Raw genomic sequence first — 12,693 nt, 5'->3', positions numbered from 1 at the left:
GGCAGGCTCGCGGCGGGACCCTGCAGGGGGGCCACGGGAACGGGACGGTACAGTGGTCGAGGCACCGGGGTGTGGCGCAGCTTGGTAGCGCGCGTCGTTCGGGACGACGAGGCCGCAGGTTCAAATCCTGTCACCCCGACTCCAGTCGAGGGGGCCGCCGGGAGGCGGCCCCCTCGACCGTTCCGGGGCCGTTCCGGTTGAGTCCGGTCCGCAGCGGGCACCGTCGGACCCGATGACCGAGTGGCTGCTCCTCCTCGCCGCCGTGGTGCTCACGGCACTCACCGGCTTCTTCGTCGCGGCCGAGTTCTCCCTCACGACGGTCGACCGCGGCCGCGTCGAGGAGGCCGCCCGCGCCGGCGACTCCCGGGCCGGCGGCGTGGCGACCGCGCTGCGGACCCTGTCGACCCAGCTGTCGGCCGCCCAGCTCGGCATCACGCTGACGACGCTCGTCGTCGGCTACCTGGCCCAGCCCGCGATCGGCCAGCTGCTGCACGGCCCGCTCGAGGCGCTCGGCCTGTCCCAGGCGGCGGCCACGGGCGTCTCCTACGGCCTGGCGCTGGCCCTGGCGACGACGCTGCAGATGCTGCTCGGCGAGCTCGGGCCGAAGAACCTGGCCATCGCCGACCCGCTGGGCATCGCGAAGGTCGTGGCGCCGGGGATGCGGGCGTTCACCGCGGTCGCGGGCGTCGTCGTCAACTCGCTGCAGCGGCTGGCCAACGCGATCGTGCGCCGGCTGGGCTTCGAGCCCCGCGAGGAGCTGGACTCCGCCCGCGGCGCCGAGGAGCTGGCCGCGGTGGCCCGCCGGTCGGCGGCCGAGGGCGACCTCTCCCCCGTGGCCGCCCGCCTGCTCGAGCGCTCGCTGGGCCTGCGCGCCAAGTACGCCACCGACGTCATGACGCCGCGGACCCGGCTGTGGACGCTGCGCGCCAGCGCCACCGCCGCCGACGTCATCACCGCGGCCACCGAGTCGGGCAACTCGCGCTTCCCGGTCTACGGCTCCGACCTCGACGAGGTCACCGGGGTGGTGCACGTCAAGCGCGCGGTCGCCGTCCCGGAGGCCGAGCGGGGCCGCCGCACCGCCGGCGAGCTGGCCGACCCGGTGCTCGCCGTCCCCTCGTCCCTGCGGCTGGAGCGGCTGCTGGACCTGCTGCGCGAGCAGGGCCTGCAGATCGCGCTGGTGGTCGACGAGTGGGGTGCCACGCACGGCGTGGTGACGCTGGAGGACATCGTGGAGGAGCTGGTCGGGGAGATCACCGACGAGACCGACCGGCCGCTGCGCACCATGCGCCGGGTCGACGACGTGCGGTGGGTGCTGTCCGGGCTGCTGCGCCCCGACGAGGTGCTCGACCGCACCGGCATCGCGGTGCCCGAGGGGCGGTACGAGACGCTGGCCGGGTTCCTCGCCGAGCGGCTGCAGCGGCTGCCCGAGGTCGGCGACTGCGTCGAGTTCGACGGCGCGCGGCTGACCGTGCAGAGCCTCGACGGCCGCCGGGTCGCGCGGATCCTGGCCGAGCGGACGGTGGTGCTGCCCCCGGGCGCCACGGCCTCGCGGGTGCGGCAGGAGGCGGCGGCGTGAGCGACGTCGTCAGCCTGCTGATCCTGGTCGGCCTGCTGCTGGGCAACGCGTTCTTCGTGGCCGCCGAGTTCGCGCTGGTGTCCGCGCGGGTCGACCAGATCGAGCCGCGCGTCGCGGAGGGCTCCGCGCGGGCGGCCAGGACGCTCGCCGCGATGCGCAACGTGTCGCAGAACATGGCGGGCGCCCAGCTGGGCATCACGCTGTGCTCGCTGGGCCTGGGCGCCGTCGGCGAGCCCGCCGTCGCCCACCTCATCGAGGCGCCGCTGCACGCGCTCCACGTGCCGGACGCGCTGCTGCACCCGATCGCGCTGGTCATCGCGCTGGCGCTGGTGACCGTGCTGCACATGGTGCTCGGCGAGATGGTGCCCAAGAACATCACGATCGCCGGGCCGGACCGCGCGGCGATCGCGCTCGGCCCGCCGCTGGCCACCTTCACCCGGCTGCTCAAGCCGGTCATCTGGTTCTTCAACACCACGGCCAACGGCTTCGTGCGGCTGTTCGGCGTCACGCCCACCGACGAGGTGGCGGCCAGCTTCGACGAGGCCGAGATCCGCTCGATGATCACCCAGTCGCGGCGCGAGGGGCTGCTGGGCACCGAGGTCAGCGCACTGGCGGCCGGCGCGCTCACCTTCGAGCAGCACACCGTCGAGGACGTGCTGCTGCCGATGGACACCGTCGTCACGGTGCCGCGCTCCACCACGCCGCGGCAGCTGGAGGCCGTCGTCGCCGAGCACGGCTTCAGCCGCTACCCGGTGCAGGGCGGGGACGGCTCACTGGTCGGCTTCGTGCACGTCAAGGACGTGCTGGGCATCGACGCCGCCGGGCGCGACCGGCCGATCCCCGACGAGCACGTCAACCGGCTGGTGCCGATTGCGCCCGGCACCGGGCTGCCCGAGGTGCTGTCGGAGATGCGCGCGCAGGGCGCCCACCTCGGCGGCGTGGTGGACGCCGGCGGCGGGGAGCGGCGCACCGTGGGCCTGGTGGCGCTGGAGGACGTGCTGGAGCTGCTGATCGGCGACGTCCGCGACGCCGCCGCCGAGGCCGCGGCCGAGCAGGCGCGGGTGATGGCCGGGCGGGCCGGCCGCGGCTCCCGGGGCGGGCAGCCGGCCGGTGCGGGCGCCGGGGGAAGATGAGCGGGTGAGCGCCCCCGTCCTGTCCCCGGAGGTCACCGCCCGCTGGCAGGCCCGCTTCCGCGCGCCCCGTGTCAGCCTGCCCGACTGGGCGCTGCACGCGCCGCAGCGCTGCCTGTACGCCTCGGACGTCAGCGGCGTCGTCGAGCAGTACGCGTGGGACCGCACCACCGACGCGCACCGCCAGGCCACCGACCGGCCCAACGGCACGCTGATCGGCACGCTGTCCCCCGACGGCGAGACGATCTGGTGGTTCGCCGACACCGACGGCGACGAGTTCGGCGTCTGGATGGTGCAGCCGTTCGCGGGCGGCGAGGACCGGGTCGCCGTCCCGGAGGTCGGGCCGGCCTACCCGGCCGGACTGGAGATCGGCTCCTCGCTCGTGGCCATCGGCCGGTCCACCGACGACGGCAGCGAGCTGTGGCTGGCGCCTGCCGGCGGGACGCCGCGGGTGGTCTACCGGCACGAGGACCCCGCCTCGGTCGACGCCCTCACCCTCGACGACGAGCTGCTGGTCATCTCGCACTCCGAGCACGGCGACCCGCGCTACCCCGCGCTGCGGGTGCTGCGGACCGCCGACGACTCGGTGGTGGCCGAGAAGTGGGACGGCGAGGGCCGCGGCCTGCACGCGCTGGAGTTCGCCCCGCTGCCCGGCGACCGGCGGCTGCTGGTCGGCCACGAGCGGCGCGGCCGGGAGGAGCTGCTGGTCTGGGACGTCGCGGCCGACACCGAGACCGAGATCGTGCTCGACCTGCCCGGCGACGTGACCGCCGGCTGGTACGCGGACGGGTCGGCGCTGCTGGTCGGCCACGACCACGCCGCCCGCAGCGAGCTGTACCGCTACGACCTGGCCACGGGTGAGCTGGAGCGGCTGGACACCCCGTCCGGCGTCGTCCGCGGGGCCACCGCGCGCCCGGACGGGACCGTGGAGCTGGCCTGGTCGTCGTCGGAGCGCCCGCCGGTGATCCGCCGCGCCGACGGGCCGGTGGTGCTCGCCGCGCCCGGCGAGGAGCCACCGGCCGCGCACCCCGTCGAGGACCGCTGGGTGCCCGGCCCGGGCGGGGACGTGCACGCGCTCGTCGTCCGGCCGGCCGGGCAGGCGCCGTACGCGACGGCGTTCCTGGTGCACGGCGGCCCCGAGTCCGCCGACGACGACTCCTACCGCGCCCGCCGCGCCGCCTACGTCGACGCCGGCTACGCGGTCGTGCACGTCAACTACCGCGGCTCCACCGGCTACGGCAGCGCCTGGCGGGACGCGCTGACCGGCCGGCCCGGGCTCACCGAGCTCGAGGACGTCGCCGCCGTGTACGACGCGCTGGCCGCCGAGGGCTTCCTCGACCCGGCGCGGGCGGTGCTGACCGGCGGCTCGTGGGGCGGCTTCCTCACCCTGCTGGGCCTGGGCACGCAGCCCGAGCGCTGGGCCGCGGGCATCGCCGAGGTCCCGGTGGCCGACTACCTGGCCGCCTACGAGGACGAGATGGAGGGCCTGCGGGCCTACGACCGGGCGCTGTTCGGCGGCTCCCCCGACGAGGTGCACGAGCGCTACGTGCGGTCCTCGCCGATCACCTACGTCGAGCAGGTGCGGGCGCCGGTGCTCGTCGTCGCCGGGGCCAACGACCCGCGCTGCCCGATCCGGCAGATCGAGAACTACCTCGCCGAGCTGGAGCGGCTGGGCCACCCGCACGAGGTGTACCGCTTCGACGCCGGCCACGGCTCGCTGGTCGTCGAGGAGACGATCCGGCAGGTCGAGACGGCGCTGTCGTTCGCGCTCCGGCACGTCACACCGTGACGTGTGGTCCTGGGCGCGGAGACCTCCCGCCCGGGACCAGGGATCGGCTCAACGGCGGTCGGGGACGGCCCCTGGCCGCGGTGTCGGCCGGTGGGCCGACGGTGTCGTCGCCCTGACGGGCAGGAGCGCGACGACGGCGAGCGTCGTCAGCAGGTAGAGGTCCTCGACCACGAGCCCCGGGACGCCGAGGTCGTGGTGGTGGCCGGGGTCGGCCTCGGCGAACCAGATCGACGACGACGCCAGCACCAGCCCGGTGACGACGGCGAGCGCCGCGGCGGCCCGGCGCCCGGACAGCCGCCCCGGCGCCGCCGGGCTGCCGGCGGCGACGTCCACGAGGACGACCAGCGCGGGCACCAGCCAGACGAAGTGGTGCGACCAGGCGATCGGGCTGACCAGGCAGGCGGCCAGGCCGGTGAGCGCCACGCCGGCCAGGTCGTCACCGGCCCGGGCGGCCCGCACCGCGCGGGTGAGCACCAGCGCGAGGACGGCGACCGCGAGGACCAGCCACAGCAGCCGCGGCGGCTGCGCGGGGTCGGTGAGCCGCGCCAGCCCGCCGAGCAGCGACTGGTTGGAGGTCTTGTCCAGCCGGCCCACCCGCTCGGTCTGCCACAGCGTCCCGGTGAAGAACCGCCACGACGTCGCCGGCGCGACGGCGAACGCCAGCCCGGTCGCGAGCGCCGCGGTGCCGGCGGCGACCGCCGCCGCCCGCCGGCGCCGCGTCAGCAGCAGGTAGACGACGAACAGCCCGGGCGTGACCTTGAACGCGGCGGCCAGGCCGATGCCGGCGCCGGCCCACCGCCACCCGCGACGCAGCGCGGCGACGTCGGCCAGCACCAGCGCGAGCAGCAGCAGGTTGACCTGGCCGAAGCCGATCGTCTCCCGCACCGGCTCGAGCACGAACACCACCGGCAGCGCGGCCGCGACGGCGAACGCCGGCGGCCACCCGTGCCGGCGGGCCGGCGGGACGACCAGCCACGCGGTGACCCCGGCCAGCACCAGCAGGTTGAGCCCGGCGTGCACGGCCGCGACGGCCTCGATCGGCAGCAGCGTCATCGGCAGCACCGCCAGCGCCGCGAACGGCGGGTAGGTGAAGCCGTAGTCGGTGCGGCCGAAGGTGTAGTCGTAGAGCGGCCGGCCAGAGCGCCACCACTCGACGGCGCCGTCGTACACCCGCAGGTCGAACCAGTTGTGCCAGGGGTCGTTGGGCCCCAGCGCCGAGACCAGCCCGGCGAGCACCGCCAGCCCGAGGACGACGGCGACCTGCGCGGCGACCCGCCACCCGGCCCCCGGACGGCCGACGGGTGCCACTCCGCTCAGCGCCGGAGCAGCAGCTCGGCGATCTGGACGGTGTTCAGGGCCGCGCCCTTGCGCAGGTTGTCGTTGCTCACGAACAGCACCAGTCCGCGGTCGTCGTCGACGCCCTGGTCCTGCCGGACGCGCCCGACGTAGCTGGGGTCCTGGCCGGCGGCCTGCAGCGGCGTCGGGACGTCGGTGAGCTGCACGCCCGGCGCCCCGGTGAGCAGCTCGGTGGCGCGGGCGACCGGCAGCGGCCGGGCGAACTCGACGTTCAGCGACAGCGAGTGGCCGGTGAAGACCGGCACCCGCACGCAGGTGCCCGAGACGCGCAGGTCGGGGATGCCGAGGATCTTGCGGCTCTCGTTGCGGAGCTTCTGCTCCTCGTCGGTCTCCAGCGAGCCGTCGTCGACGACGCTGCCGGCCAGCGGCAGCACGTTGAACGCGATCGGGCGCACGTACTTCTGCGGCTCGGGGAAGGCCACCGCCGCGCCGTCGTGGGTGAGCTCGGCGGCCTTGTCGACGACCGCCTTCACCTGCCCGTCGAGCTCCTCGACGCCGGCCAGGCCGCTGCCGGAGACCGCCTGGTAGGTGCTGGCGACCAGGCGGACCAGCTGCGCCTCGTCGTGCAGCGGCTTGAGCACCGGCATCGCGGCCATCGTGGTGCAGTTCGGGTTGGCGACGATCCCCCTGGGGATCTCGGCCAGCGCGTGCGGGTTGACCTCGGCGACGACGAGCGGGACGTCGGGGTCGCGGCGCCAGGCGGAGCTGTTGTCGACGACGGTCACGCCCGCCTCGGCGAACCGCGGCGCCTGCGCCCGCGAGGTGCTCGCGCCCGCGGAGAACAGCGCGACGTCGAGCCCGGACGGGTCGGCGGTGGCGGCGTCCTCGACGGTGATCTCGCCGTCGCCCCAGGGCAGGGTGCTGCCGGCGCTGCGGGCGCTGGCGAAGAACCGCAGCTCGGCGAGCGGGAACTGCCGCTCGGCGAGGATCCGGCGCATGACGGCGCCGACCTGGCCGGTGGCGCCGACGATCCCGACCCGCAGGCCGTCGTCGGAGAAGGTGGTCCCCTGCTGTGTCATCGTCCGGTCCCTCCGTAGACCACGGCCTCCTCCTCGTCGGTGCCGAGGTCGAAGGCGTCGTGCACCGCGCGGACGGCGAGGTCGACGTCGGTGTCGCGGCAGACCACGGAGATGCGGATCTCCGAGGTGCTGATGAGCTCGAGGTTGACGCCGGCGTCGGCCAGGGCGCCGAAGAAGCGGGCCGAGACGCCGGGGTGGCTGCGCATGCCGGCGCCGACCAGGCTCACCTTGCCGATGTGCTGGTCGAAGCGGACGTCGCTGTAGCCGACGGTGTGCTTGACCTTCTCGAGCGCGGCGATCGCGGCCGGGCCGTCGCTCTTGGGCAGCGTGAAGGAGATGTCGGCGAGCTTGCTGGCCTCGGCCGACACGTTCTGCACGATCATGTCGATGTTGATCTCGGCGTCGGCCAGCACGCGGAAGATCTGCGCGGCCTCGCCCGGCCGGTCCGGGACGCCGTAGACGGTGATCTTGCCCTCGCTGCGGTCGTGCGCGACGCCGGTGATGATCGCCTGTTCCACGCTGAGGTCCTCCATCGAGCCGGTCACCACGGTGCCGGGGAGCTGTGAGTAGGAGCTGCGGACGTGCACCGGGATGCCGTAGCGGCGGGCGTACTCGACGCAGCGGAGCATCAGCACCTTCGCGCCGGAGGCCGCGAGCTCGAGCATCTCCTCGTAGGTGACCGTCTCCAGCCGCCGGGCGTTGGGGACGATCCGCGGGTCGGCGGTGAAGACGCCGTCGACGTCGGTGTAGATCTCGCAGACGTCGGCCCGCAGCGCCGCGGCGACGGCGACCGCGGTGGTGTCCGACCCGCCGCGGCCGAGCGTGGTGACGTCCTTGGTGTCCTGGCTGACGCCCTGGAACCCGGCGACGATGACGACCGAGCCCTCGTCCAGCGCCGAGCGCAGCCGGCCGGGCGTGACGTCGATGATCCGCGCCTTGCCGTGGCTGGAGGTCGTGATCACCCCGGCCTGCGAGCCGGTGAACGACCGGGCCTCGTAGCCGTGCGTGCTGATCGCGATGGCCAGCAGCGCCATGGAGATGCGCTCGCCCGCGGTGAGCAGCATGTCCAGCTCGCGGCCGGGCGGGTCGTCGGTGATCTGCGCGGCCTGGTCGAGCAGCTCGTCGGTGGTGTCGCCCATCGCCGAGACCACGACGACGACGTCGTTCCCGGCCTTCTTCTCCGCGACGATGCGCTCCGCGACGCGCTTGATGTGGGCGGCGGAGGCCACGGAGGAGCCACCGTACTTCTGCACGACGAGGGCCACGGGTCCACAGGCTACCGATGCCGGCCTCCTCCCCCGTGAATCAGCCCGGCGCGGTCCTGTTGCGTCCGGCCGCCGCGGGCGATGTGATCACCGGGTGACCGCTCCCGAGGACTGGCTGCTCAGTGCCGAGGAGCGGGGCAACGCGGCCACGGCGCTGCCGGCCTGGACCGAGGGCAACCTCGCCGTGCCGCTGGTGCACGGCGCCACCTACTTCGACCGGCTGGTCGAGTGCGTCGAGGAGCTCGACGAGGGCGACCACCTCTTCTTCACCGACTGGCGCGGCGACCCCGACGAGGAGCTGCGCCCCGGCGGGCCGACCGTCGCCCAGCTGTTCACCGAGGCGGTGCGCCGCGGGGTGACCGTGCGCGGCCTGGTCTGGCGCTCGCACGTGGACTGGCTGTCGTTCAGCGCCCGTGAGAACCGGGCCCTGGACCGGGAGGTCGAGGACGGCGGCGGTCTGGTGGTGCTCGACCAGCGGGTGCGCCGGATGGGCAGCCACCACCAGAAGCTGGTCGTCTGCCGGCACGACCAGGACCCGACCAGGGACACCGCCTTCGTCGGCGGGATCGACCTGTGCCACAGCCGTCGCGACGACGCGGACCACCGCGGTGACCCGCAGACGCTGCCGATGGCCGCGGCGTACGGCCCCACCCCGCCGTGGCACGACGTGCAGCTGATGGTCCGGGGTCCGGCGGTCGCGGCCGTGGACACGGTGTTCCGGGAGCGGTGGGACGACCCCACCGACCCCGACTCGGGCAACCCGATCGCGCACCTCGTCGACCGGCTGCGGCGCAGCCGGATGTTCGCCGACCCGCTGCCGCCCCAACTGCCGCCCCCGCCGCCCGCGGGGCCGCACCTGGTGCAGAACCTGCGGACCTACCCGGCGATCCGGCCGCGCTACGACTTCGCCCCCGACGGCGAGCGGTCGGTCGCCCGCGGCTACTCGAAGGCGATCCGGCGGGCGCGGCGGCTGATCTACCTCGAGGACCAGTACATGTGGTCGGGCGAGGTGGCGGAGCTGTTCGCCCACGCGCTGCGCGAGCACCCCGACCTGCACCTGGTCGTCGTCGTGCCGCGGGTGCCCGACCAGGACGGCGCGATCGCCCAGCGGCCGCAGTACGTGGGGCGGTGGCAGGCGATCGAGATGTGCCGCCGGGCCGGCCGGGACCGGGTGCACGTGTACGACGTCGAGAACCACGAGGGGACGCCGGTCTACGTGCACGCGAAGGTGTGCGTGGTCGACGACGTGTGGGCCAGCGTGGGCAGCGACAACTTCAACCGCCGCTCCTGGACCCACGACAGCGAGCTGTCCTCCGCCGTCCTCGACACCACCCTCGACCCCCGCGAGCCGCGCGACCCGGCCGGCACCGGCGACGGCGCCCGGACCTTCGCCCGCGACCTGCGGCTGGTGCTCGCCCGCGAGCACACCGACCGGGCCGAGGACGGCAGCGAGGACGCCGACCTGCTCGACCCGGCCGCCTTCGTCGCGACCCTCGACGCCGCGGCCGACGCACTCGACGCCTGGTACGACGGGGGCTGCCGGGGACCCCGTCCTCGCGGCCGGCTGCGGCACCACCGCCCCGAGCGGCTGACGCTGCCCACCCGCCTGTGGGCGACGCCGCTGTACCGCCTGGTCGACGACCCCGACGGCCGTCCTCTCCGCCTCCGCCGCCGCCGGGAGTTCTGAGCTCCCGGACGCCACACCGGGCCCGGCCGGCCGGTCCCGGCGCACCGCGCCCACGGGTCCGACCGGCCGTTCCGCGCGCTCCCGGCTCCGCCCGTGCCGGCCCGGGCAGTGCACCTCCCGGGGGGAGTAGTGCTCTGCCCCCGATACGGACCAGAGCACAAGCACACGGAACCCATCGAGCAGGACCCACCTTCGTGCTCTGCCCCCAGTCGGGGGCAGAGCACGAGCTTCCACAGGAGCACATGCCGCACGCCGCCATCCGGTCCGCCGCTGCAGGCTGACCCCGTGACCGACTTCGACCTCTCCGGCACCCTGAGGCGGATCCGCAGGACTGCTGACCAGTCCCAGCGCGAACTCGCCCGGACCAGCGGTGTGTCGAAGACGGCGCTCGCCGCGGCGGAGGCGGGGACGCGCGGGCTCGACGCCCGCGCGCTGGCCCGGCTGGCGGCCGTCGCCGGGCTGCGGCTGGCGCTGCTGGACGCCGAGGGGCGGGAGGTGGCGCCGATGGACGGCGCGGCCGTGCGGGACGAGGGCGACCGGCACTTCCCCGCGCACCTGGACACCCGGCACGGCGACGACAGCTGGTGGCACGGGCCGCACCGGTACGACCGCACGCCGGTCACCTACACGTTCACCCGCGACCGGCGGAGCAGGGACGACCGCCGCCGGGTGCGCGGGACCCCGGAGGACCACCAGCTCCCCCGGCCCGGGGACGCCCTGGCCGACCGGGCGGCGGCCCGGCGGGCGGCCGCGGAGAGGGCCCGCGCGGAGGAACGAGAGCGCCTGCGGGCGGCCGGGCTGCTCCCGCCTGCGTCGGGGTTCCGCTGCGTGTGCCCGCCGGCCTGCGACGACCTGCTGCTCGACGAGCCCCCGCCGGCGCCGGGCCGGCCCGCACCGCCCGCCCCGCACGCGCCGGACTGCGCGTGTGGCTGCGACCTCGGCTGACACGCTGCTACCGTGGGCTCCGTGCGCGGCAGCCTCCTGCTTACCCGCCGCGGCGAGGCCTCCTCCTAGGTCGGCTCCCTCGCCGCGGAGACCCTGCCGTGGTCGATGACGTCCCGGTGCCCGCTGACCGCCCCCCAGGAGCGACAGTCCAGCCCGCGCCAGAGGAGTCATCCCACCGTGACCAGCCCGCAGCACCCGCACGCCCGCAACCCCCAGCGCCCCTCGGGGATGCCGATCTCCCGCTACACCCCGTTCCAGCCGGTCGACCTGCCCGACCGCACCTGGCCGGAGAAGGTCACCACGGTGGCCCCGCGCTGGTGCGCCGTCGACCTGCGCGACGGCAACCAGGCCCTGATCGACCCCATGAGCCCCGACCGCAAGCGCCGGATGTTCGAGCTGCTGGTGCGGATGGGCTACAAGGAGATCGAGGTCGGCTTCCCGGCGGCCAGCCAGACCGACTACGACTTCGTCCGCCAGCTCGTCGAGGACGACCTGGTACCCGACGACGTCACGATCCAGGTCCTCACCCAGGCCCGTGACGAGCTGATCGAGCGCACCTTCGAGTCGCTGCGCGGCGCGAAGCAGGCGATCGTGCACCTGTACAACTCGACGAGCACGCTGCAGCGCCGCGTCGTCTTCGGCAGCGACCGCGCCGGCATCGTCGACATCGCCGTCCACGGCGCCCAGCTGGTCCGCAAGCTGGCCGAGCAGGCCGGCGACACCGAGATCCGGTTCCAGTACAGCCCCGAGTCCTTCACCGGGACCGAGCTGGACTTCGCCCTGGAGATCTGCAACGCGGTCACCGACGTCTGGGAGCCGACCCCCGACCGGCCGACCATCCTCAACCTGCCGGCGACCGTCGAGATGGCCGAGCCGACCGTCTACGCCGACCAGGTCGAGTGGATGCACCGCAACCTGGGCCGCCGCGACGCCGTCGTCCTGAGCCTGCACCCGCACAACGACCGCGGCACCGCCGTCGCCGCCGCCGAGCTGGGCTACCGCGCCGGCGCCGACCGCATCGAGGGCTGCCTGTTCGGCAACGGCGAGCGCACCGGCAACGTCGACCTGGTCACCCTGGGCCTGAACCTGTTCAGCCAGGGCATCGACCCGCAGATCGACTTCTCCGACATCGACGAGATCCGCCGCACCGTCGAGTACTGCAACCAGCTCGGCGTGCACGAGCGGCACCCCTACGGCGGCGACCTGGTCTACACCGCCTTCTCCGGCTCCCACCAGGACGCCATCAACAAGGGCTTCAAGGCCCTGGAGGCCGACGCGGCCGCCGCCGGCAAGCCGGTCGGGCAGATGCCGTGGGCGGTGCCGTACCTGCCGATCGACCCCAAGGACGTCGGCCGCAGCTACGAGGCGGTCATCCGGGTCAACAGCCAGTCCGGCAAGGGCGGCGTGGCCTACGTCATGAAGACCGAGAACCACCTGGACCTGCCCCGGCGGCTGCAGATCGAGTTCAGCGGGGTCGTCCAGCGGCACACCGACGACGAGGGCGGGGAGGTCACCGCCCAGCAGATGTGGGCCGCATTCAGCAACGAGTACCTGCCCGACCCCGACGCCCCGTGGGGCCGGTTCGCCCTCACCGGCCACCGGCACACCGCCCACGGCGACCAGCTCGACGAGATGGTCGTCGAGCTGACCGCCGACGGCGTCCCGGTCACCGTGCAGGGCCGCGGCAACGGCCCGATCGCCGCGTTCGTCGACGCGCTGGCGACCCTCGACGTCGACGTCCGGGTCCTGGACTACGCCGAGCACGCGCTGTCCGCCGGTGGCGACGCCCGCGCCGCCGCCTACGTCGAGTGCGCGGTCGGCGAGCGCGTGCTGTGGGGCGTGGGCATCGACCCGAACATCGTCAGCGCCTCGCTGCGCGCCGTCGTCTCGGCGGTCAACCGGGCCCTGCGCTGAGGACGAGCCCGG

At 74.7% G+C, this 12,693-nt stretch carries 9 protein-coding genes and 1 tRNA gene; 7 read left to right on the top strand and 3 right to left on the bottom strand.

From position 1 onward, the window contains the following. Positions 1 to 65 precede the first annotated feature (65 nt). The 4 genes from ACI8AK_RS04680 to ACI8AK_RS04665 all read left to right on the top strand — a co-directional run bounded on the left by ACI8AK_RS04680 (position 66) and on the right by ACI8AK_RS04665 (position 4,495). Positions 66 to 139 (top strand) — tRNA-Pro (locus ACI8AK_RS04680). A 93-nt stretch (positions 140 to 232) separates the two neighbouring features. Beyond that, entirely contained in the window at positions 233 to 1,576 is a 1,344-nt protein-coding gene (locus ACI8AK_RS04675; RefSeq protein ID WP_387987439.1) for a hemolysin family protein, read from the top strand. Continuing rightward, positions 1,573 to 2,709, top strand: a complete 1,137-nt coding sequence (locus ACI8AK_RS04670; RefSeq protein WP_456955233.1) for a hemolysin family protein — start codon at positions 1,573 to 1,575, stop codon at positions 2,707 to 2,709. Before ACI8AK_RS04675 ends, ACI8AK_RS04670 begins: the two co-directional genes overlap by 4 nt. 4 nt (positions 2,710 to 2,713) lie before the next feature. Beyond that, a complete protein-coding gene (locus ACI8AK_RS04665; RefSeq protein WP_387987443.1) occupies positions 2,714 to 4,495 on the top strand; it encodes a S9 family peptidase in 1,782 nt (593 codons plus the stop codon). Positions 4,496 to 4,543: 48 nt separating this feature from the next. Here ACI8AK_RS04665 and ACI8AK_RS04660 read toward each other — a convergent pair whose 3' ends face one another. Genes ACI8AK_RS04660 through ACI8AK_RS04650 form a run of 3 tightly spaced genes read right to left on the bottom strand, consistent with a single transcriptional unit; the run spans position 4,544 to position 8,135 of the window. Continuing rightward, positions 4,544 to 5,803, bottom strand: a complete 1,260-nt coding sequence (locus ACI8AK_RS04660) for a glycosyltransferase 87 family protein (protein WP_456903444.1) — start codon at positions 5,801 to 5,803, stop codon at positions 4,544 to 4,546. A gap of 5 nt (positions 5,804 to 5,808) precedes the next feature. Further along, complete coding sequence (locus ACI8AK_RS04655) at positions 5,809 to 6,870, bottom strand: aspartate-semialdehyde dehydrogenase (RefSeq protein WP_456955231.1); 1,062 nt, start codon at positions 6,868 to 6,870, stop codon at positions 5,809 to 5,811. Further along, complete coding sequence (locus ACI8AK_RS04650) at positions 6,867 to 8,135, bottom strand: aspartate kinase (RefSeq protein ID WP_387987449.1); 1,269 nt, start codon at positions 8,133 to 8,135, stop codon at positions 6,867 to 6,869. The genes ACI8AK_RS04655 and ACI8AK_RS04650 overlap by 4 nt, the downstream gene beginning before the upstream one ends. 94 nt (positions 8,136 to 8,229) lie before the next feature. Here ACI8AK_RS04650 and ACI8AK_RS04645 point away from each other — a divergent pair, with 94 nt between their 5' ends. From ACI8AK_RS04645 to leuA, 3 genes are all read left to right on the top strand, one after another. After that, the gene (locus ACI8AK_RS04645; protein ID WP_387987451.1) at positions 8,230 to 9,822 is read left to right on the top strand and encodes a phospholipase D family protein; all 1,593 of its coding nucleotides are present in this window, start codon (positions 8,230 to 8,232) and stop codon (positions 9,820 to 9,822) included. 285 nt (positions 9,823 to 10,107) lie between these two features. Beyond that, positions 10,108 to 10,767 (top strand): helix-turn-helix domain-containing protein, encoded by a 660-nt coding sequence (locus ACI8AK_RS04640; protein ID WP_456955229.1) that lies wholly within the window; start codon positions 10,108 to 10,110, stop codon positions 10,765 to 10,767. Between the two features lie 177 nt (positions 10,768 to 10,944). After that, positions 10,945 to 12,681 carry a 2-isopropylmalate synthase gene (gene leuA / locus ACI8AK_RS04635; protein ID WP_456955227.1) on the top strand — a complete coding sequence of 579 codons (1,737 nt, stop codon included), beginning with the start codon at positions 10,945 to 10,947 and terminating at the stop codon, positions 12,679 to 12,681. Positions 12,682 to 12,693 lie beyond the last annotated feature (12 nt).

Source organism: Geodermatophilus sp. SYSU D00867 (assembly GCF_054050315.1).
The sequence above is the reverse complement of the archived record's forward strand: the minus strand, read 5'-3'. Positions and strand labels throughout refer to the sequence as shown.